Genomic DNA, 20869 nt, shown 5'->3' on the forward strand with positions numbered 1-20869 from the left:
CCGCACGTTCGCGCGCGCTGCCACCACAGGCAGCGCGCTTCCGTTTACCTAAACAACCCCAACGCCGCCTCCAAAGACTCGATACGGACCGGCTTGGTCAGATGCGCCACAAAACCGGCCGCCTGACAGCGGCTGATGTCCTGATCCATCCCATAGCCCGTGAGCGCGATTCCCCGCAGCCCGAACCGCTCGCGCAGCTCAGCCATCAGCGTCGCCCCGTCACCATCGGGCAGCCCGATGTCCGAAACGACAAAGTCGAACGCCGCCTTCTCCACCGCCGCCTTCGCCTCCGCCACCGTTCCCGCGCTTGTCACCTGATACTTCCGCCGGTGCAAAAGCTGCCGCAGCGCATTGCGCGTCGGCTCGTGATCCTCGACGAGCAACACGCGCGCCCCCGCGTTGCCATCGAACGCGCGCGCTTCCGGCACGAGCATGGCCCGCGTTGCGCCCGTCTTCACCGTGTCCATCACCGGAAGCCGCACGATAAAACTCGCGCCCTTGTTCCGGCCTTCGCTCATCGCCCGCAACGTCCCGTCATGCGCCTCCACCAGCTGCCGCGCGATCGCCAGCCCCAGCCCGAGACCGCCGAAGCGATGCGCCCCACTCGCTGATGCGTGGTCGCCTTGTTGAAACGCTCCGAACACCCGCTCCAGTTCCTCGGCCGTCATGCCCAGTCCCGAGTCCGTCACATCGACTTCCAGCATCCCCGCCTCCGCCAGACGCGTCGTCACCACCACGCTGCCTTTGACCGGCGTAAACTTCGCCGCGTTGCGCAGCAGGTTCAGAAAAATCTGCAACAGCCGCACCCGGTCCGCGCTCACCACGCTCCTCGACGCCGCCAAAGTCATCTCCAAGGAAATCTCCTTCACCACAAAATCCGCGCGCAACGCAGCGGCTGCCTCGGTGAGGATCTCATGAATCGAAACGGTCTCCTTCTTAATCACCAATTTTCCGCGCACGATGCCCGTCAGATCCAGCAGATCGTCAATCAACCGCGCTTCCAGCTCCACGTTCTTGCGGATGATCTCAAAAGCCTCCCGCGCGTGTGGTGGCAGCTCCGGATCGACGGCGGATTCGCTGGCGATCAGCAGCACCGGATTGAGCGGCGTGCGCAACTCATGCGAGAGCGCCGCCAGGAAATCATCCTTCGCCCGCGATCCGCGAACCGCCTCTTCGTGCAACCGCGCGAGCTCTCGCTCCGCCTGCTTGCGCGCCGTGATGTCGAGACTCACACCCACCAGCCGTCGCGGCGTGCCATCCACCGAGTAGCTCGCCTGCCCGCGCACCAGCACCCAGTGCGTGCTCCCGTCCGGCCAGATTGTCTGGTATTCAATATCCAGATCCACCCGATCACGGATGGCGCGGCTCACCGCTCCACGCAGACGATCCCGGTCCTCGGGATGGATGAGCGTCCAGAGATCTGCATAACTAAAATCGCTTTCCGCCGCCCGGCCATAGTTGGCTTTGCACTGCGCCGAGCACGTCAGCGTCTCCGTCAGCAACTCCAGCTGCCACACCCCGAGCCGTCCCGTTTCCACCGCCAGCCGCAGCTGTTGTTCGCTATCCGCAAGCACCCGCATGACGCGCACCCGTTCCATCGATTCCCAGCACCGATTCGCCACCTGCTGCACCAGCTCGATTTCACCCGGGCTCCACTTTCGCGGCTCGATGCGATGCACCGCCATTCCCGCCACAAATCGTCCCGCCTTGTGCAACGGCACGCAGATCACCGCGCGGATTTTCGTCGCCGCATACGTCTCACGCACGCCATCGAGCCGCGGATCAACGTGGGCATCTTCGACGACATACGCCTCATCAGCGCGCATCTGCCTCAGACATTCGTCACCAAATTGATCGAAGCGGTAGCGCCCCACGATGCTCGCAACGCCCCGGTTATAGTCACCCGTCAGATTAAACGTATTCTCGTCAGCCTCCACATCCGCGTACGCGCACCGGTTCACATCCAGATGCTCGCTCAGCAACCGGGCCGACATCTCCACGATTTCCTTCGCGTCTGTGAGCGGCCGCGTCGCGTCGTCCAACTGCACGAGAAAACGATCCCGGTCTTCGCTGAAACGCCGCTCCGACACGTCTCGCGTTGTCCCGGCAATCAGCTCCACCTCCCCATTTTCTCCGAAAACAGGCGTGAAGATATAGTCGTACACACCCGAGATACCGCTGCCCCCGGTGAACGGAACTTCGCCTCGTATAGGCTGCCTCGTCGCGATGACCCGCTCGATCTCTCGCATGTGCATGTCCGCATGCCACTCCGGATAACCCAGCTCGTGACACGTCTTGCCCACGATCTGATCGAGCGTCTTGGCCCAAACTTTTAACAGCTCACGGTTCGCGTAAATGAAACGCCCCTGACGATCAAAGACGTACGCGAAATCATTCGTCGCTGACAACACCGTCTCATGAATCGCCGACAACCGCCGGAACTCATCCGCGATTCCCGCGCGCGCTTTCTCTGCAGATTTTCTATGAGTCACATCCAGCACCACGCCGCAAAAACGCTCCACTTTGCCCGCGGCGTTTTTCGCCATTTTACCACGGCTGTTAATCCAGCGCTCCCCTTGCGACAGGAGCACGCGGTAATCCATTTCGAAATTCTCCCCCGTCTGCACCGAGTGCTCGATGCGGCGCATCGTCTCCACGCGTTCATCCGGATGGATGACATCTATATAATCCTTCAACGGCGCCGATCCCGCGGCGTCGAGATGCACCTGGAAAAGTTTCTGGAAGTTCGCGTCGCCATACACGCGGTCGGAGCCGATCTCCCATTCGTAAACACCGAACTCGGCGGCGATCAGAGCGGAGTCGAGCCGGCGCTGCACCGCAGTCAGCTTCCTCTGCGCATTCACCGTCTGCCATGCGGACTCCGCAAACTTTGAAAGACTCGTCACGATGCGCGCGTCCTCTGCATCGAAATGTTTTTCCGGCAAATGCGCCACCACCCACACCGTCCCGACCGGCCTCCCTCTGTCATGAAAGGGAACCAACAACAGTTCATGCACCGGATCGCTTAGCTGCGCGATATAAGGATAAAAACGGACTGGAGAACGCATCAGCTGCAACGAGCCACTGTCCACCACCGCGCCACATGGACTGAAATTCCGCGGTAACGTCTGACCTTGCAGCGAGGCAAACCCTCCCGCCGTCGCTCGCCACCGAAAAACCGAGGCATCTTCGCCACGCTCCCAAATACTTATCCCCGCCGACTGCGCGCCACACAGGCTCAGCGCAGCCTCCACCAATCGCTGAAAAAGGATCTCCGGCTCGCTCGACATCACATGAGCCAGCGACACCAGCGCTTCGTTCTCCGCCCGATAATCCGGCACATGCGCCACCCGGCTCGTGAGTTCATGCGTGATGATCACCTCGTCGAGGGTCACCGCGCAGACGGAAGAATCCGTTGAATGCGCAGCACTGTGCATGGATCGACTTTCGTCAGAGCGGGAATCTGTTGGAGACATGAATCGGCGGCGAAGTGCTGCACGCTGCGCGGTGCGCCAGATCAACAGAAGAGAAAAGCGGCAAAAAATCCGCCACCGTCTCACGCGGCATATTGCAATCCCACGCTGCCACGCACGACCTGGGCATGCTAAAAAGTCCGGCGAACCACCGGAGGCCGCGTCTAACTCCCCTCCACTTGACACTGATAATCGTCACCCGGCATCGTCCGCGCGCTTTTGTATTCGATTACCCCCTCCACCCCTTCTCTCCACTTCATGAAACGTCTCCATTCGCTGTCCTGCCGGATGTTTGCCTGCATTGCGGCCTTCACCGCTGTTAACGCCTCCGCCCAAACCGATGCGCCTGCCTTTACGATTCCCGCCAAACAGATCGATACGGTCAGCATCAAGCATCTCAAATCCGCCAAACGCATCCTGCTCCCCACAGCCAACGTCGAGGTGCTCAACTGGGGAAAAATCACGAGCGTCACCCAGACCTCCGCGCTCCAGACACTCGGCGGTGCCAGCACCAGCTCTGCACGCTCCACCATGGAAGTCGCCGTCCCCTCCGACGTCCCGATGCTGCGCGCCGTCGCCGATGAACTCTACCAAGACCTCGCCACCAAGCTGCGCGCCGCCGGCTGGGAAGTGCTCACCTTCGACGACGTGAAGGCCGACCCCGTTTTCATCAAGCAGAGCCAGGAAAAGACCGACCCGAAGATCGGCGCACCCGTCCGCAAGCTCACTCTCGGCAAGCAGAAGATGCACTACACCGTCGTCGCTCCTGCCGGAATGCCCGTGTTCGATCCCGGCATGACGATGCCGCTCTGGGGCCTCCGCTCGCTTCTCAAGGATCGCGACACGCACGCGCTTGAAGCGACCTACCGCTTCGATCCCATCGCGCTCACCGCCAAGAGCCGCCACGGTATCGGTAGCAACACCGCATCAACCGCCGCTGAGGCCAATCTCACGCTCTCCCACGCTCAAGGCACCTTCGTCACGAGCAAACTCGCACCCGGTAACGTTCGCCTCAAAGAGCCCATCGCCGTCGCCGGCAACATCGGCGAAATCAAGAAAGCCGCGGATGTCTCTCCACAGCTCGCCAACGCGATTTCCGAAGCGCTCACCTTCCTTGGAAACGCCGGAGCTATCAGCTCCAACAAAGGTCTCTACATCTGCGACGTCGATCAGGCCGCGCTGAAGACCAGCATCCTCCTCGCGGGAAAAATCTTCAACGACGAGATCGTCAAAGGCCTCGGCAAAGCTCCCTGAGCTCACACGCCCCACACCAACACTTAGCCGCAGCTCCTTCGTTGCGGCTTTTTTGTGCCCCTGATGGCCACGCGAACAGTCCCGCGTCGAAGACTCACGCGTTCAGCGCACCGGCTGAAGCACGCGCGCGAGTTCGTCAGCCCCGAGCCCCCGGCTCCGCACCTTTTCCACGATCGTGGTGTAAGTGGCATCGTCCATCGTTCGTGCACGTGACAAAATCCAGATCAGATCCCCATCGCCACTGCTGACCACCGCCCACCGATAATCCGCATCGAGCTCGAGCACCCGGTACGCCGCCCGCAGGGGCCAGATGAACTGCACCCGCCACTCGGCGTTGGTCGTTTTATCAACCACCCACGACACGCCGTTCCACTGCTTTTGCGGAGCATCGAGACTCTCTTTCCGGAAAAGAAACGTCGTCTCGATTTTCCCGTCCTCACGAAGCCGATACCGGTCCGTCGTGGCGACTTTTCCCTTCTCAAGCACGTAGGGAATATGGGCGATCACATGCCAGTCGCCCATGTACCTCGCGAGATCCACATGCTTGACCGTCGTCAGATCTCGCGCGGGTTTTGATGAGGAAGTGGACATGCAGCCAGAGAGTGTGAGGGTGATTACCGCGATCGCGGCGAGAAGTGTGCGGGACATAAAGACAGTCTTCGGAACAAATAAAAGCCGGTCGCCATGCTCGCGCACACCGACCGGCGTTGTTGGTTAAATTATCTACGCGTCAAAAATCAGCGCAGATGCGTTGGATGAATGATCAGCGGTCAAAAACCTTCTTAACGTCGCCGACTTTTTTCTGCACCTTGCCTTCGACTTGATCGGCACGGCCTTCGGATTGCAGGCGTTCGTTACCGACGAGCTTGCCAGCACCTTCCTTGATTTTGCCTTTCAAATCTTTGGCTGTGCCTTCGGCCTTATCTTGAGTACTTGATTTCATGATGAGTGCGGGGGTTGGAGTTACTGGTTAATGATAGAGCGCGGAATTACTTCGCCGCGTCTTCGAGTTTATCGCCGGCCTTTTGGATGTCTTTGCCGGCACCTTCCATCGTATGGCAGCCCGAGAAGACAAGTGCGCCGAGAAGGACGGTGATAAAAGCGGTCAGCTTGAAGAAGGATGGTTTGGTTTTCATGCGGTATCCAGTTTCGCACTCCTTGTGCCATCCCGGTACAGTACTTGCCGAACTTCTTCGCTTTCAGGTAGCTGAAAAAATAACACCGGCTACGCCCTCTCGACCGGCTGCGATTACCCACCGCAACTTGCATCCCGGTTTTATCCACCACACCGCAACTCGCCCTCGCCCCATTTCCCGTCGCAGCAAAATCTGCGACGGTTGACTTCCCGCCTTCAGAAATCCCACCTAGCCGGGCTTGCAGGAGGATGCCGTCGCACCTCCCGGCACGCTTTCCAGCCCGACACTACCTCATCATGACAACCCTGCCCCCACCCGTCCCCACCGCATCGCAGTCCATCCAAAAAACCTCCGGCCTCGCCATCGCCGCGCTCGTCTGCGGCATCCTGAGCATCATCGGCGGCGCGATCTTCATCATCCCGCTTTTGCTCGCGATCATCTTCGGCCACATTGCCCTCTCCCAATGCAACCGGGACCCTCAGCTCGGCGGCAAAGGCATGGCCATCGCAGGTCTGTCCCTGGGCTACGCATCCATCCTTTTCGCCGGTCTCCTCGCCGCCATGGCCATCCCCGCGTTTCAAAAAGTCCGCGAAAACTCCATGCAGAAGGCCATGTCCAATAACGCCCGCCAGATCGCCGCCGCCGCCCAGCAAGTGATGATCATGAACGGCAACAAACCCGTCTCCTTCACCATCGACCCGGCCAACGGCAGAGTCACCGGCCCGCTCGCCGAGTATGTCCCCTATGTCACCCCCGGCACCGTCGGCGTGGACTCCACCTTCGCCAATGACGTGGACGGCTTTTCCCTCCAGCACCCCAAGACCTACGGCGGCAAAGAAGTCCGCTTCGATGCCGAGGGCCGCTTGAGCATGGAACGCTGAGCGCCGTTTCCTCACGGCAATAAGCCGCATGTCGCCCCCGCCCGCCCTGCCTCCGCCACTGCCCTCTGAACGCAGACGGAGCCTCTTCATCCAGTTGTCGCTCGTCGCGCTGGCGGCCATCGCCCTCGGGATTTTCGCAACGGTCACCACGGCCGATACCCGCCGCACACAGCGCCTCACCCGGCAGCTCATGGCGCTTTCCGATCAGGGAAAATTCCGCGAGGGCCTCGCTCTCGCGGAAAAGGAATTACCCCACACCAAGCCCAATGCCGCGCTCTACTTCGCCATGGAGAATCTCCACTTCGGCGTGGACGATCTCGCGCAGACGAAACTCTTCGGCGGCAAAACGCTGGAACTGAATCCCGATAACGAAATGGCCGCGCGCATGATCATGATCGTGTGCCGCAAGTACGAGGACTACGCCCACGGCATCGACGTCGGCCGCGCCTGGATAGCCGCCAACACCCACGGCACCAGTATCTACAAGGATCTCGCGCTCATCTGCGACGACGCCGGCCGCGACACCGAGGCATTCACCTTCGCCGCCGAAGGATTTCGCCGCGCACCGTCTCACGCTCGCATCGCCAGCATCTACTTCTACTACGCGTTTGAAGCAAACGGCGTGGAGCCCACGCTCCGCGAGGTCGAGTCGTGGACCGCCCGATACACACCCGAGGCCTTCTTCTGGGCTCAGGTGGGCAAGGGTCTCTCCGATGCCGGCAGCTGGGAAGAGGCGCTCCCTCGCTTGGAACTCGCACTGAAAATGGGCTCCGACGACGAAAGCGTTCTCACCGAAATCCTCGACTGCTACCGCAGCCTAAAAGCCACCGACCGCGCCACCGCCTTTGTGGAAAAACTCCAGAAAACCCGCGAACCGGGCTCCGCGATCTGGCGAAACCTCGGCGCGATTTACTACGACGCAGGCGAGTTCGAGAAAGCGCTGACGACATCTCAAAAAGCCCGCGACCTCGATCCCAAGAACGCCATCACCACCGCCAATATCCTCTTCACGCTCTACGAACTGAAACGCTCCCAAGAAGCCTTCGACCTGGGCCAACAATGGCTCGCGACCAGCGGCCACGTCCCCACCGCTACGCTCCAACGCTCCATCGGTCACGTTGCTTTCGCCCTGAACCGCTGGCCCGAGGCCGAGCACCACTACCGCGCATCCCTCTCGCTCGCTCCCGACAACGTCAACTCAGCGCGCGATCTCATCTCCACACTCGTCGAAGCGAAACGCATCGGCGAAGCCGTCTCGTTCGGCATGACCTGGCGCGAAGCGCATCCCAAAATCTCTGACACTTCCTTCGATCTGAGCCTCGCCAAAGCCCGCGAAAAAGCCGCCGAAGCGAATACACCCTGATCCCGGTCAGACCTCGCCATCCATCCACAAAAAATCCGCACCGGTGAAGGTGCGGATTCTTCAAAGGTTCAAAGACCGTCTTCGCTTAAGCGAAGATCTCGTCGGCTTTGAAAAAGCGGGCGATCTCGATCTTGCCGTTTTCCTCGCTGTCGGAGGCGTGAACCACGTTCACCATCATGTCGGCGCCGAAGTCGCCGCGGATCGTGCCCTTGGCTGCCTTCTTCGAATCGGTTGGCCCGAGGAGCTCGCGCACTTTGGCGACGATATTGTCCCCCTGAAGGGCGGCGACGAGGACCGGATGGGAAGACATGAACTTCTCGATCTCGGGATAGAACGGCTTGTCGGCCACATGCGAGTAATGCTCGCGGAGAAGAGCCGGTGTGAGGCGGATCATTTTGGCCCCGATGAGGGAGAAACCGGCTTGCTCGAAGCGGCCGAGGACCGCGCCGACGTGTTTCTTCTGCACGCAGTCAGGCTTAAAGATGATGAGGGTTTTCTGCATAAACCCGCAGACCATAGGACTCATGCCTTTCATGGGAAGCCTCTTTTCTGCCGTAACCGCCCCGCGGGCACACCGGACGCTAATCGATTCAAGGCGCCCCCAAAATCAGTCCGCCACCGCTTAGCGCCTCCCCAAAGCCCCGCCCCTCACTGCGGCCATTGGCCGTCTCCGCCCGCAAGCGAAGGCCATTGGCCGCAGCCGCACTTCGAAAAAACGCCCCATTGGCGTTTTTCCATCAGTGGTTAAAAATCCGCCCTCCGAAATCCGCCCAGCCTTTGACCGTAAAAGCCTACTCGCCCGAATCGCCGACCGCCAGCAGCCGCAAAAACTCCGCCTCATCGATCACCGCCACGCCCAGTGACTTCGCCTTCTCCAACTTCGAGCCGGCCTCTTCGCCCGCGAGCAGGTAATGCGTTTTCTTGCTTACGCTCGTGCTGACTTTGCCGCCGGCCGCTTCGATCTTCTCCGCCGCTTGCTCTCGCGAGAGCGTCGGCAGCGTGCCCGTAAGCACGATAGTCTTCCCCGCAATCGCCCCCGCCGAAGCAGTCGCAACCGGTGGCGTCGGATTCAGCCCGGCGTGCTGCAGCTCAGCGATCAACGCGCGATTTGCCGGGACGTTAAACCACGCGCGTACCGACTCGGCCGTCTTCTCTCCGAAACCGTCGATCTTGATGACGTCATCCAACGACGACTCCACCAACGCATCGAGCGAGCGAAACCGCCGCGCCAGATCCTTCGCCGACGCCGCGCCGACTTGCGGGATACCGAGGCCGTGGATCACGCGCCACAGATCGGCTGTGCGCCGCGCAGCGATGCCTTTGATCAAATTTCCCGCCCAGATCTCGCCGGATTTTTTCAGCGGCAGCAGCTGCTCCACCTTCAGGTCAAAGATGTCGGCCGCGTTTTTGATGAGTCCCTGCTTCAGCAACAGATCCACCATCTCCTCGCCCAATCCGTCGATATCCAGACATGCCTTCGACGTGAAATGCTCGATACGGCGTTTCACTTTCTCGGGGCACTCCTGATTCGGGCAACGCCACACGACTTCGCCTTCCGCGCGCACCACCGGGGTGCCGCACACCGGACAACTCGTGGGAAACACATACGGCTCGCACGTCGGCGGACGTTTCTCGACGAGCACCTGCACGACCGCGGGAATGATTTCTCCCGCCTTCTCGACGAGCACGCTGTCGCCTACGCGCACATCCTTGCGCGCGATCTCGTCGGCGTTGTGCAGCGTCGCGCGCTTCACCGTCGTGCCCGCGAGCAACACCGGCTCCAGCTCCGCCACCGGCGTGAGCGCACCCGTGCGGCCGACTTGAATCGTGATCGCCTTCACGCGCGTCTCGGCGCGATCCGGCGCGAACTTGTACGCGCACGCCCAGCGCGGCGAAAGTTTCCGCGCCTCCTGCGCGCGGCCCTGCGCATCGGTCCCGCGAAAGCCGACCACGCGCTGCTTCGCAAACGCATCGAGCTTCACCACCGCGCCATCCGTCGCGTAAACGAATTTCCTCCGCAACGCATCGAGTTCCCGAATCGCCGACACGACCGCGTCGATGCCGAGCACACTCCAAAATTTCTCCACGACCGGCAGTCCCCACGCGCGCAGTTTTTCCTGAAACGCCGTCTGCGAATCGATGCCCAGCGCCGTCGGCTCCGGCTCGCACGCGCCGAGTCCGTAGAGCACGATTTCCAGTCGGCGCGACTTCACCAGATTCCGGTCGAGCTGCTTGAGCGTGCCCGCCGCGAGATTGCGCGGATTCGCATACGGCGCTTCGCCGGTCTCTTCCTGGAGCTGGTTGATGCGGCGAAACTCTTCGTCGCGCAGATAAATTTCCCCACGGATCTCGATCAGATCGGGCAGTGCTCCCGCCAGCAGATCGGCGGGCGGCGTGAGCTTCTCGGGCAGTCCGCGCAATGTGCGCACGTTAACCGTGACGTCGTCGCCTTCCTCGCCGTCGCCACGTGTGACCGCGCGCGTGAGCTTTCCTTTTTCGTACGTCAGGCTCACCGCGACGCCATCGATCTTCGGCTCGACCGTGTACGCGAGTTCTTCGGTGCCGAAGGCCTTCACCATGCGCGCGTGAAAGTCGCGCAGCTCGCCCTCGTCGTACGTGTTGTCGAGCGTGGTCATCGCCTGCCGGTGCTTCACGCGCGCGAAACCTTCCGTGCGGTCATCGCCGATCTGCGCCGTCGGCGACGCCCCGCCCGAACTCGCGACAGCCTCGGGAAATTGTTTCTCCAGATCCGCTAGCTCGCGCTTCAAACGGTCGTAGTCGAAGTCGCTGATCTCCGGCTGCGCGCGACGGTAGTAGAGCGAGTCGTGATGACTGATCTCGGATCGCAGCGCGATGATGCGGACCTGGGCTTCGGCGGGAGACATGGCGGGCAATGAACTCGCGACTTCGCGGCAAAAATCAATCCCTCAACCGCGCGAAAAAAGTCCGCCCTCCAGCCACCGCCGCAACCCATGCCAGCGCGCATAGATCGTCACCGCCACCAGCGCGCCCACCGTGTCCGCCAGCCAGTCGGCAAATTCGACGCCCCGCCCCGGCGTGAAGCTCTGGTGAAACTCGTCCGTGATTCCGTAGAGCGACGCCACCGCCACCGCCGTCCACACCCCGAGCGGTTTCCACCGCGTCACCCACGGCACCCGCGCCCACAACACGCCCAGCCAGCCGTATACGACGAAATGCCCGAACTTGTCGATCCCGCTGACATTCGGCGCCGCGATCTGGCTGTTCGACGACGCGAAAAAAATCAGCGCCATCAACACCAGCGGCCAGAACACCGCCCGCGAAGAGCGCGCGCCCGGCGGCTGTGGGTGAGTCGTGGAAGACGGTTGCGTCACGCGCGCCACGCTGAAGCCGCCGAAACCAGCCGCAAGCCGCTTCCTCTCCGGTGGACGCCTGACGCGCTCACAGATTTTTCGGCGGCGGATTTCCATCCGCGAACTTCATCTGGATGCTGCCATCCTCCACCGGCCAGAGCATGCAAAGCCGTCCCTTGTGCCGGAAATACCGCGCATCCTTGGCCGCCGCCTCGCTCTTGGTCTGCTTGAGAAACTCCGCCTCGGCGGGACTAAGCGACGCGTCGTCCTCAAGCGGATCGAACTTGTTCAGAAATTCCAGCATCTCAGCAGCGAGTTCTTTTTCGGAAGGCATGGGTAAAAGATATGCGGCATGTGAAGTCAGAGGGAAGTGCTCGAATTGCCGGTTGAGGGATTTCCCAAGAAAATGAGCGAACGCATTTCACCTCTGGGAGGATACGCTCGTTACAGCTCTATCTGTAGGAAGCGGTCGAGAGTTTTATTCTAGCTCGATGGAATCCGTGCTCGCTCAACAACGCGTAAAGCGTAGCTGGGTCTGAAAGATTTCTCGGCCCTACCATAACCTGCGCCAACGCGTCCTCCGTTCCGAGTGTGGTAAATGGCACCTCGAAATAAGCTGTAACGCCGAAACGCGCTGGACGAAATTTAATCCCTTGAAGAACCCCTTTGATGCGAACGCCTGGCTCGGGGATTTTGCTGCGCAATGTCGGAGTATAAGCGAGTCGAACTTCCTGTTCCTCTTCAAACGATGGATTTTTCAGCTGTAGCGCGATTTCACGCAATTCTTGAACACATGCGCGGATACTCTCTGGGGTGCGCTCACCTCCAAGACACTCGCTCACGATTTGGACGACAATGCCAGACGAGGTCATCCGGCTTTTATAGACCATCTCAACAAATCCTAAAGACTCCTCTGGAACTGTTGTCTGCGCCGGAATTTGAAACGGTACATCGAAATTTTCAGGCCGGAATCCAAGCGCAAATCCCGCGCCGTTGTCTGCATATGCCCGCCACTGTCCAAGTTGGTCTCCCTGTTTGGAAAATGAACAAAGGAAGATGTCGTGAAGTTCATCTTCCAACGAGAAGCGAATGTTCTCCAAAAAACCTTTCGTCTCCAGATCGGAAGTTTTCTCAGTCATTTCTGAGAGTAGCGTCAGCACCCATTTCCCCTCTTGCGTGTCATTCAAAGAAGCTCGGTGAGATAGCCAAATCTTGCCAGTTTTGAGTATATTAACAAAGGCATTCGCGTCGCAATAATGGTAGAGGATGATCTGCCCATCAAAAGGCCCTGGATCACGGATGTCCGGCGCGGAAAACTTAGACCAATTAGTCGGCATCTCTAAGCTATGTGACAGGTAGGTCTACCGGAGAGGGAGATGGGGCTTTCAGCAGGGGGGAAGATGGTCGGGCCGGAGAGATTCGAACTCTCGACCTCTTGCACCCCATGCAAGCGCGCTACCAGACTACGCTACGGCCCGACGAGAGTTGGTCAGGAAGCCGGATGCCCCGGTGGGAAGCAAGTGGTTTTTTGAAGGTTTTCGCAGAGCCGCCAGAGTTGGTTTTCCTCTCACGATTCCGAGCGAACATGAGCCGCTCTCAGGCAATGGAGGGACGACCTCCGTGTCGTCCACGCCTTTAGGTGGAACGCGCACTCCGAGCGCGTTGTACGAGCCAGCCCGTGAACACATCCCTGTTTTTTTCGCGACGCCGACAACGAACCAGCGCGCTCGGAGTGCGCGCTGCACCCGCCAATCCCCCCCGCCTCAGCGTTTCGCCGTGCTGCGGACGATCGCGCGTTGCAGCAGGATAAACGTGAGCAGCAAGGCCGCGACCACGATGCGCACCCAGGCCGAGTCGAGGCGTCCATCGAAGAGGATCGCCGACTGGATCGTGCCGAAAACGAGGATGCCGAACAGCGTGCCGATCATGTGGCCGCGTCCGCCGGCGAGCAGCGTGCCGCCGATCACGACGATCGCGATGGAGTCGAGTTCGAGGCCCACGCCGAGGCTGGGATTGCCCGAGCCGGTGTAGAGCGTGGCGACGAGTCCCGCGAAAGCCGCGAGCGTGCTGTTGAGCGTGTAGGCGGCGATCTTGGTCGCGCCGACGGGCAGGCCCATGAGCAGCGCGGATTGTTCGCTGCCGCCGATGGCGAGCAGGTTGCGGCCGAAGCGCGTGAAGTGCGCCACGACATAACCGACCACGATGGTCGCCAGAAGCAGCAGCGCTGTCAGCGGCACGTGCACGTTCTCGCCAATCGAGAGTTCGAAACGCGAGAGGCTGTCGTAGAGCGGATGCGTGATACTCGTGGATTCATTGCTCACCCAGAAGCCCATCCCGCGCGCGAGAAACATGCCCGCGAGCGTGATCAGAAACGCCGGTTGTTTGAAGACATGGATCAGCGTGCCCATGAACGCGCCGAACAAGGCGCCGAGGCTGAGTACATAGAACGCCACCGCCCCCGGATGCTCACCGCGTTGGATCAGAATCGCAGAGAAAATCGATGTGTACGCCACCACTGCGCCCACCGATAGATCGATGCCACCTGCGAAGATGACCAATGTCATGCCCACAGCGGTGATCCCGAGGACCGCATTGTCGGAAAAAATATTCACGAGCACACTGCCCGAGAAAAAGCCGTCGTACTTCAGTGATGCCGAGGCGAAGAGCAGGATAAAAATCGCTGCTGTCGAAATCAGGGGAAGGTTGCGACGTACGAACGGATTCATAGCGCCCTCCTTTTGAAAAGGCCGCGCAACCAGCCACGTGTGACATCCGACTGCGCGACACAGACCACGATGATAAGAAGCGCCTTCGGCACCGTGGCGACATCCGGCGGCACACCGACCACATACATCGTGGTCGTGAGTGTTTGCAGAAGCAGCGCGCCGACAAACGCGCCAGCGATCAAGAATCGTCCACCCGTGAGCGCCGTGCCACCGACCACGACGGCGAAGATCGCATCGAGCTCCATCATCTCACCCGCGCGATAAGGATCGGCCGCGCGGATATTCGAGGTCGCCAGCAACCCGGCCACGCCTGCGCAAATGCCGCTGAACACATACACGAGCGCCTTCACCTTGGCCGCCGAAAGACCGGCGAAGCGGGCGGCCTTCTCGTTGTCGCCCACCGCTTCGATGAACAAACCGGCCGCCGTGCGCCGGAGGAAAAGCTGTGCCAGAAGATAGAATACGCCGACCAGCAGAATCGAGAACGGCAGGCCGAGCACGAAGCCGTTGCCGAGAAATTCGAAGGAGGGATTTTGCACCACGATCACTTCGCCACCGGTGATTTTTTGCGCCACGCCGCGTCCGGCGATCATCAGGATCAGCGTTGCGACGATCGGCTGGAGGCCGAGCCACGACACCATCAAGCCGCTCAACAAACCGCCGAGCGCCGTCACACTCACGCCCGCGAGAATCGCGACCGGAAGAGACGCGCCGTGCTGAACCAGAAGCGTTGACGTGACCGCGCCGGCCACGGCCATGAGCGAGCCGACTGCGAGATCGACGCCGCCGGTGGCGATGACGAGCGTCATGCCCAGCGCGAGCAACATGCCGCGCGAGCCCTGGTTCAGAATATCGATCGGCAGGCCGTAGAGATGGCCATCGAGAATCGAGATTTTCAGGAACGCTGGATTGATGATCACGTTGATCACCAGCAGCAGCCCGAGACCGGCCAGCGGCCAGATCAGCGGCGAACGTGCGGGCGGCGGCGTTTGCGGAATCGCGTAGTCGATCATGACGTTTCGTGTCCTCCGGCCATGGCGCGCATCAGGCGCGACGGATCGATCTCGTCACCGACGAGTTCGCAGGTCTTGCGGCGCTCGCGGAGCACGACGACGCGCGTGCTGTTGCGGACGATCTCTTCGATCTCCGAGGAAATGAGCAGCACCGCGATGCCGTCGGCGCGGAGCTTGTGGATCAACTGCTCGATCTCGGCGCGGGCGCCGATGTCGATGCCGCGCGTCGGTTCATCGAGAATGATCAGCTCCGGCTGCGTCGCGAGCCAGCGGGCGAGGAGAACTTTTTGCTGGTTGCCGCCGGAGAGATTGCGGATCGCGGTCTCCGTGCTGGCGGTCTTGATACGCAGCGCGGTGATATAGTGATTGCAGAGCGTCATCTGCTCCTCGTGCGAAAGCGTTTTCCACGCGCCGCGTTTGGCCTGGAGGGCGAAGATCAGATTCTCGCGGACGGAAAGATTCGGGAGAATGCCCTCGACCTTCCGGTCCTCGGAGCAAAACGCGAAACCGTGCGCGATCGCTTCACGCGGAGACGACATCGGGACTTTTTTCCCTTTCACGTGAATCTCGCCGCCATCCGCCGAATCGATGCCGAAGATGAGTCGCGCCGTCTCGGAGCGGCCGGAGCCGAGCAGACCGGCGAGCCCGGTGACCTCGCCTTTGCGGATGGTGAGATCGATCGGGTTGATCGCACCGCGACGGGCGATGCCCTTGGTCTCGACGACGCATTCGGCGTTGTCGGCGACGGCTTTCAGATCGGCAGAGCGCGGGGCGTTGTCGTGGACTTCACGGCCGATCATGCGGCTCACAAGTTTCAGGCGGGGCAGCTCGGCGGTGAGGTACTCGCCTACCAGAGCGCCGTTGCGAAGCACCGTGATGCGATCGGTGACCGCGTAAACCTGATCGAGAAAATGCGTGACGAAAATGATGCCGAGCCCCTCGCCTTTCAGACGGCGCATGACGGCGAAAAGATCAGCGACTTCCTTTTCATCGAGGCTGGCGGTCGGCTCGTCGAGAATCAGGAGCTTCGCCTTGAGATCGAGAGCACGCGCGATGGCGACCATCTGCTGCATCGCGACCGACAACGAGCCGAGTTCGGCATCAACGTCGATGGACTGGAGATCGAGGCGTGCGAGCACTTCGCGCGCGTGGCGGCGGAGTGCGCCCCAGTTGAGGAAACCCAGTTTTCCCGGCTGACGACCGAGGCCGATATTCTCGGCGACGGAGAGCGCAGGAATCAGATTCACCTCCTGGTAAACCGTGCTGATGCCGCAGTCCTCGGCATCTTTTGGCGTGGCCGGACGGACGGATTTTCCATCCAGCAGGATCTGGCCGTCATCGAGCGAGTAAACGCCCGTGAGGACTTTGATGAGTGTCGATTTGCCCGCGCCGTTTTCGCCGAGGAGCGCGTGAATTTCACCGGAGCGAACGCTGAGATCCACGCCCGCGAGAGCGACGACACCGGGAAATCGTTTCCCGATGCCGCGCATTTGAAGCAGCGGGGTGGAACTCATCGTGTGGTTGATCTGGATTAAACGACGGCGCGGCGAATCGGCGTGAGCGCGTACTTATCTGGATACGTGCGACGTGCGGCTCAGTATTCGCGGGTGCTGACGCGGGCGGCGGCGTTGGTGGAGTCGAAGAGCTCGTCCTTGTTGTAGGAAACGCGTTCGACCTTCTCGCCCTTCAAAATCTTGTCGATGGTGTCGTAGATTTTCGGTCCGAAGAGAGGATTGCACTCGACGGTGACGCTGATCTTGCCGTCGGCCACGGCCTGCACGGCTTCTTTAATAGCGTCGACGGAAACGATGATGATGTCCTTGCCGGGTTTCAGGCCGGCTTCCTCGATGGCCTGGATCGCGCCGAGCGCCATATCGTCGTTGTGCGCGTAGACGATCTCGATGGCTTTGCCGTGTTTCTTGAGGAAGGCCTCCATGACTTCCTTGCCCTTGGCGCGGCTGAAGTCGCCGCTCTGGGAATCGATGATCTTAAGATCGGAGTGTTTCGCGAGTCCGTCGGCGAAAGCTTTGCGGCGGTCGTTGGCGGCGGCGGAACCGGGCGTTCCCTGGAGCTCGACGATCTTGGTGCGCTCGTCGCGGTTCTTGGCGAGCCACTCAACGGCCATCTGGCCTTCTTCGTAGAAATTGGAACCGACGAAGCAGTGGAACAGCGTTTCATCAGTGGTCTCGATCTGGCGGTCCATGATCACGACCGGGATCTTGGCGCGCTTGGCTTCGCGGAGAACATTGTCCCAGCCGGTCGTCTTGATAGGCGCGATCACGATGACGTCGACACGCTGCGTGACAAACGAGCGCACCGCGCGGATCTGATTCTCGAGCTGGCCCTGGCCGTCGGCGAACTTGAGGTTGATGCCGCGCTTGTCGGCCTCGGTCTTCATTGAGTTGGTGTTGGCCGTGCGCCAGGCGCTTTCGGCACCCGTCTGCGCGAAGCCGACGGTGAGTTTTTTCTCGGCGGCGGCCACCACGGCGGTCAGCGAAACGAAGGCGAAACCGAGGCAGGCGATCGAGCGGCGGAACAGGGAGGTTTTCATAGGGTAAAAGCTGCGCGCAAAAGGCGGTTGCGAAAAGTTCGGGTCAACGGACACCCGTGAGGACAGTAAAGTGCCGCGAAGAATCAGATGAGTTCAACAAAACAGAGTGAGCGCGAGGAAGAGAGAAAGCGTTCCCCGAAGTTTTCGTCGTGGTTTGCAATCAGTTCAGCGGACTCAACGCCCCTCAAGCACGGCAATGAGCGATTTCGCACTCTGCTCGACATGGAAACGCGTCGAGAAACTCACCAGCGCGCGCTCCCGCATCGCATCGCGTTCCGACGGAGAAAGCACGAGCCAGCGCGTGAGCAGCTTCGTGGCGCCGGCGACATCGTCGTTCTCGATGATGCCCGCACCGTCCTGCTCGATCTCGCGCCAGATGTTCACCTTATTAGAGATCAGTACCGGCACGCGGCACGCGAGCGCCTCAGCCACGGCGATGCCGAAATTTTCCTGGTGCGAAGGCAGCACAAATGCCTGGGCTCGGTGAAACGCGCCCCACTTCAAATCGCCGGTGAGCATGCCCGTCCACGTCACGCGAGCCGACAGCCCGAGTTTTTCCGCGAGTGCTTTCATCTCCTGTCCGTACGGATGGTCGTTCGGTCCCGCGATGATCAAGTGCCAGTCGGCCAGCTCAGGCGATTGGCCGGATTTGAGAACATCCGCGAGAGCATGGAAAAGCAGATCATTGCCCTTCTTCACATGAACACGCCCTAGAAAGAGCAGACAGTGTTTCCCGCGAACCTCAGGAAATTTCTCCTCGAATAATACTCGCTGGCTCTGCGGCTCCCCGATCGGCGCACCGGTGCCGAGATTCACCACGCGCTCATTGCAGCGGTAGAGCCAGAACGACTCCCGCGCCAGCCGCTTCTCCTCTTCGCACGTGAACAACACCGCCCGCGCATCTCGCAGCACGCGATAGTCACCCCACGGCCAGTAAAACCATTTCTTGAGATGCTTCAGCGGATATGTCCGCTTGAACCACGGATCGAGCATCCCGTGCGTGAAAACATGATACGGCGTGTCCGTCCCATGCAGCGCCCTCCACACGCCGAATGCGTGATACTGCCAGAGCCCATCCACCACGACAGCATCATAATCGCGCCGATGCTCCCGCAGCCAAGGCACGAGCTTGCTCGAATAACCATAGCTACCTTTCGACGGTCCCATCGCGTGACACGGCAGCGGAAACGCCTTCACCCACGGATCTTCCGGCGCATCGAGACAAACGACCTCGATTGTGTGCCCGGCCGCTTTATTCACCGCTGCCAGCTGCTTGATCGCCTCCACCGGACCGCCCCCATGCGGATTCACGGAACGGATCGAGTGCAGGATTTTCAGCGGCATGGGTGAAACAGTTAGGCGAATACAGACAGGTGAAACCGGCAATGCCGCCCACCCAGCAGTCATTGTCGAGCCTAACCTCAGTAAGCTGAAAAAAGGCCCCGCGCTGTCTATTTCCCGCTTAAAAAGATTTCAGCTCACTTACCCAGTCCGACTCAAAACGATGCTTGAAAAATCGCGCTATCAATTGGCTAACAAACAATAGAAACACCCTAAACCGATGCCTAGGCAACCCTCCCGGCCCTCACTGAGGGTTTCCCCTAACGAGCGAACGGGGGTGGCCTGATTGTTGGAAAGACGCCCTTCGCTAGTATGAGCCCACATTTCGCAAACAGCTTTCAGAAGACATTCCTCACATGCTCAAACATCGCCAAGAAGGACTCATCTCACTCCACGGGTTCATCGTGACTGTGCTGCTGGGCGGCATCTTTCTCCTGTGGGCAGCACTCATCGAAGCGAGCGGCCTCATCCAGTTCGCGAGCGAGACAAACATTAAGCTCTATTTTCTTGGCGTCATCGGCGGCACTTTGATCAGCGCCCGCAGCTACCACACGATGGCCGGTCGTATCGGTTATCTGAACTGGATCGAACTCTTCCAGATCACCCAGCGTCAGCTGGTCCGCATCGCCCTCGTCCTCTTCTTCGTGGCCTTCGCTACCAAGGACATCAACATCAGCCGCGTTTTCCTCGGTTCCTTTTTGGCTATTGCCGCCGCTGTCCTTTACCTCGCGAACTGCTTCCTCCCCGGCCTCATCTCCCGCTTCTTCTTCAAAGATCACGCCGTCCGCACACTCTTCGTCGGTTCGCCCGAGGAAGTTCGTAAACTCAGAGGCTGGATCAACCAAAAGGCCCACCTCGGCGTCGAACCCGTTGGCTTCCTTTGCAACGAATCCGGCAACAACGTGATCGACGGCCTCCCCTGCTTTGGACGCGTCGATGACCTCAAGTCCGTCATCGAACAAAACCAGATCGGCCAGATCGTCCTCCTCCAATTTTACCTCGGTCAGGAAGCGTCCAACGCAGTTGTCCAAGTCGCCCAGCGCGCCGGCACCCGCGTCCGCCTCTACAACAATCTCAACTCGTACTACGACCATCCTGTCAGCGTCGATCACGAGGGCGAATACACCTTCTTCACGCTCGACGACGAACCGCTCCAGAATCCCGTCAACCGCGTGCTCAAACGCGCCCTCGACATCGCCGTTTCCCTCCCAGTCGTCCTTTTCGTTCTCCCTCCGCTCACGATCTTCGTCTGGATGATGCAACGCACCCAATCGCCCGGCCCGATCTTCTATCCGCAGCTTCGCTCCGGCATCAACAAACGCCGCTTCAACATCTGGAAATTCCGCACCATGAACGCGGCCCAGACCAAGACCCAGCAGACCGTACAGGCCAAGGTCGGCGACTCCCGCATCTACGCTTTCGGCCGCTTCCTCCGCCGCACCAGTCTCGACGAAGTGCCACAGTTCCTGAACGTCCTCCTCGGCGAGATGAGCGTCTCCGGCCCACGCCCGCACATGATCGAGCACGATGCTGAGTTCGCTAAGCTCCTCCGCAATTACTACTCCCGCCACTACGTGAAGCCCGGCATCACCGGCCTCGCGCAGAGCAAAGGCTTCCGCGGCGAGATCTCCGAAGTTTCCCTCCTCGAAAAACGTGTCGGCTACGATCTGGTTTACATCAACAACTGGTCGCTCCTCCTCGACATCAAGATCCTCTTCGCGACCGCCTGGCAGGTCATCTTCCCTCCAAAGACCGCTTACTAAGCCAAAACTTTCCGCATCACCCAAAAGGGCGCGTAC

General features: G+C 60.4%; 18 protein-coding genes and 1 tRNA gene. 4 read left to right on the plus strand and 15 right to left on the minus strand.

Annotated elements, in window-relative coordinates; all coding sequences use genetic code 11:
* Positions 1–44: 44 nt before the first annotated feature.
* Positions 45–3659, minus strand: a complete 3615-nt coding sequence (locus CMV30_RS01990; RefSeq protein WP_138223069.1) for a PAS domain-containing protein — start codon at positions 3657–3659, stop codon at positions 45–47.
* Positions 3660–3731: 72 nt separating this feature from the next.
* Here CMV30_RS01990 and CMV30_RS01995 point away from each other — a divergent pair, with 72 nt between their 5' ends.
* Complete coding sequence (locus CMV30_RS01995) at positions 3732–4727, plus strand: hypothetical protein (protein ID WP_138223070.1); 996 nt, start codon at positions 3732–3734, stop codon at positions 4725–4727.
* Positions 4728–4829: 102 nt separating this feature from the next.
* Here CMV30_RS01995 and CMV30_RS02000 read toward each other — a convergent pair whose 3' ends face one another.
* The 3 genes from CMV30_RS02000 to CMV30_RS02010 all read right to left on the minus strand — a co-directional run bounded on the left by CMV30_RS02000 (position 4830) and on the right by CMV30_RS02010 (position 5863).
* Positions 4830–5375, minus strand: coding sequence for a lipocalin family protein (locus tag CMV30_RS02000; protein ID WP_138223071.1), 546 nt, complete (start codon positions 5373–5375; stop codon positions 4830–4832).
* A gap of 115 nt (positions 5376–5490) precedes the next feature.
* Entirely contained in the window at positions 5491–5670 is a 180-nt protein-coding gene (locus CMV30_RS02005; protein WP_096054469.1) for a CsbD family protein, read from the minus strand.
* Positions 5671–5716: 46 nt separating this feature from the next.
* Positions 5717–5863: an entericidin A/B family lipoprotein gene (locus CMV30_RS02010; RefSeq protein WP_096054470.1), complete on the minus strand. Its 147-nt coding sequence runs from the start codon at positions 5861–5863 to the stop codon at positions 5717–5719.
* A 296-nt stretch (positions 5864–6159) separates the two neighbouring features.
* Here CMV30_RS02010 and CMV30_RS02015 point away from each other — a divergent pair, with 296 nt between their 5' ends.
* A complete protein-coding gene (locus tag CMV30_RS02015; RefSeq protein WP_096057569.1) occupies positions 6160–6744 on the plus strand; it encodes a DUF4190 domain-containing protein in 585 nt (194 codons plus the stop codon).
* A 28-nt stretch (positions 6745–6772) separates the two neighbouring features.
* Positions 6773–8107, plus strand: coding sequence for a tetratricopeptide repeat protein (locus CMV30_RS02020; protein ID WP_096054471.1), 1335 nt, complete (start codon positions 6773–6775; stop codon positions 8105–8107).
* An 85-nt stretch (positions 8108–8192) separates the two neighbouring features.
* Here CMV30_RS02020 and ndk read toward each other — a convergent pair whose 3' ends face one another.
* The 11 genes from ndk to CMV30_RS02075 all read right to left on the minus strand — a co-directional run bounded on the left by ndk (position 8193) and on the right by CMV30_RS02075 (position 19073).
* Entirely contained in the window at positions 8193–8609 is a 417-nt protein-coding gene (gene ndk / locus CMV30_RS02025) for a nucleoside-diphosphate kinase (protein WP_096054472.1), read from the minus strand.
* Between the two features lie 289 nt (positions 8610–8898).
* Positions 8899–10992, minus strand: coding sequence for an NAD-dependent DNA ligase LigA (gene ligA, locus CMV30_RS02030; RefSeq protein ID WP_096054473.1), 2094 nt, complete (start codon positions 10990–10992; stop codon positions 8899–8901).
* Between the two features lie 42 nt (positions 10993–11034).
* Positions 11035–11460 carry a VanZ family protein gene (locus tag CMV30_RS02035; protein ID WP_175414695.1) on the minus strand — a complete coding sequence of 142 codons (426 nt, stop codon included), beginning with the start codon at positions 11458–11460 and terminating at the stop codon, positions 11035–11037.
* 67 nt (positions 11461–11527) lie between these two features.
* Positions 11528–11773 carry a hypothetical protein gene (locus CMV30_RS02040; protein WP_096054475.1) on the minus strand — a complete coding sequence of 82 codons (246 nt, stop codon included), beginning with the start codon at positions 11771–11773 and terminating at the stop codon, positions 11528–11530.
* A 118-nt stretch (positions 11774–11891) separates the two neighbouring features.
* A complete protein-coding gene (locus CMV30_RS02045; protein WP_096054476.1) occupies positions 11892–12776 on the minus strand; it encodes a DUF2971 domain-containing protein in 885 nt (294 codons plus the stop codon).
* A gap of 64 nt (positions 12777–12840) precedes the next feature.
* Positions 12841–12917, minus strand: a tRNA-Pro gene (locus CMV30_RS02050).
* Between the two features lie 285 nt (positions 12918–13202).
* A complete protein-coding gene (gene yjfF / locus CMV30_RS02055) occupies positions 13203–14165 on the minus strand; it encodes a galactofuranose ABC transporter, permease protein YjfF (protein WP_096054477.1) in 963 nt (320 codons plus the stop codon).
* Complete coding sequence (locus tag CMV30_RS02060) at positions 14162–15178, minus strand: ABC transporter permease (RefSeq protein ID WP_096054478.1); 1017 nt, start codon at positions 15176–15178, stop codon at positions 14162–14164. Before CMV30_RS02060 ends, yjfF begins: the two co-directional genes overlap by 4 nt.
* Entirely contained in the window at positions 15175–16692 is a 1518-nt protein-coding gene (locus CMV30_RS02065) for a sugar ABC transporter ATP-binding protein (RefSeq protein WP_096054479.1), read from the minus strand. Before CMV30_RS02065 ends, CMV30_RS02060 begins: the two co-directional genes overlap by 4 nt.
* Before the next feature lie 80 nt (positions 16693–16772).
* Positions 16773–17729, minus strand: a complete 957-nt coding sequence (locus CMV30_RS02070) for an ABC transporter substrate-binding protein (RefSeq protein ID WP_096054480.1) — start codon at positions 17727–17729, stop codon at positions 16773–16775.
* A gap of 174 nt (positions 17730–17903) precedes the next feature.
* Complete coding sequence (locus CMV30_RS02075; RefSeq protein WP_245844373.1) at positions 17904–19073, minus strand: glycosyltransferase; 1170 nt, start codon at positions 19071–19073, stop codon at positions 17904–17906.
* A gap of 353 nt (positions 19074–19426) precedes the next feature.
* Here CMV30_RS02075 and CMV30_RS02080 point away from each other — a divergent pair, with 353 nt between their 5' ends.
* The gene (locus CMV30_RS02080; protein WP_096054481.1) at positions 19427–20833 is read left to right on the plus strand and encodes a sugar transferase; all 1407 of its coding nucleotides are present in this window, start codon (positions 19427–19429) and stop codon (positions 20831–20833) included.
* Positions 20834–20869 lie beyond the last annotated feature (36 nt).

Origin of the sequence: Nibricoccus aquaticus (assembly GCF_002310495.1) — a bacterium.
Taxonomy (GTDB): Bacteria; Verrucomicrobiota; Verrucomicrobiia; order Opitutales; family Opitutaceae; genus Nibricoccus; species Nibricoccus aquaticus.

What these genes read in the sequence shown, in the direction of transcription:
- CMV30_RS01995 (WP_138223070.1), top strand. Translation starts at nt 3,732, where the DNA reads ATGAAACGTCTCCATTCGCTGTCCTGCCGGATGTTTGCCTGCATTGCG.
- CMV30_RS02000 (WP_138223071.1), bottom strand. Translation starts at nt 5,375, where the DNA reads ATGTCCCGCACACTTCTCGCCGCGATCGCGGTAATCACCCTCACACTC.
- CMV30_RS02005 (WP_096054469.1), bottom strand. Translation starts at nt 5,670, where the DNA reads ATGAAATCAAGTACTCAAGATAAGGCCGAAGGCACAGCCAAAGATTTG.
- CMV30_RS02010 (WP_096054470.1), bottom strand. Translation starts at nt 5,863, where the DNA reads ATGAAAACCAAACCATCCTTCTTCAAGCTGACCGCTTTTATCACCGTC.
- CMV30_RS02015 (WP_096057569.1), top strand. Translation starts at nt 6,160, where the DNA reads ATGACAACCCTGCCCCCACCCGTCCCCACCGCATCGCAGTCCATCCAA.
- CMV30_RS02020 (WP_096054471.1), top strand. Translation starts at nt 6,773, where the DNA reads ATGTCGCCCCCGCCCGCCCTGCCTCCGCCACTGCCCTCTGAACGCAGA.
- ndk (WP_096054472.1), bottom strand. Translation starts at nt 8,609, where the DNA reads ATGCAGAAAACCCTCATCATCTTTAAGCCTGACTGCGTGCAGAAGAAA.
- ligA (WP_096054473.1), bottom strand. Translation starts at nt 10,992, where the DNA reads ATGTCTCCCGCCGAAGCCCAGGTCCGCATCATCGCGCTGCGATCCGAG.
- CMV30_RS02040 (WP_096054475.1), bottom strand. Translation starts at nt 11,773, where the DNA reads ATGCCTTCCGAAAAAGAACTCGCTGCTGAGATGCTGGAATTTCTGAAC.
- CMV30_RS02045 (WP_096054476.1), bottom strand. Translation starts at nt 12,776, where the DNA reads ATGCCGACTAATTGGTCTAAGTTTTCCGCGCCGGACATCCGTGATCCA.
- yjfF (WP_096054477.1), bottom strand. Translation starts at nt 14,165, where the DNA reads ATGAATCCGTTCGTACGTCGCAACCTTCCCCTGATTTCGACAGCAGCG.
- CMV30_RS02060 (WP_096054478.1), bottom strand. Translation starts at nt 15,178, where the DNA reads ATGATCGACTACGCGATTCCGCAAACGCCGCCGCCCGCACGTTCGCCG.
- CMV30_RS02065 (WP_096054479.1), bottom strand. Translation starts at nt 16,692, where the DNA reads ATGAGTTCCACCCCGCTGCTTCAAATGCGCGGCATCGGGAAACGATTT.
- CMV30_RS02070 (WP_096054480.1), bottom strand. Translation starts at nt 17,729, where the DNA reads ATGAAAACCTCCCTGTTCCGCCGCTCGATCGCCTGCCTCGGTTTCGCC.
- CMV30_RS02075 (WP_245844373.1), bottom strand. Translation starts at nt 19,073, where the DNA reads ATGCCGCTGAAAATCCTGCACTCGATCCGTTCCGTGAATCCGCATGGG.
- CMV30_RS02080 (WP_096054481.1), top strand. Translation starts at nt 19,427, where the DNA reads ATGCTCAAACATCGCCAAGAAGGACTCATCTCACTCCACGGGTTCATC.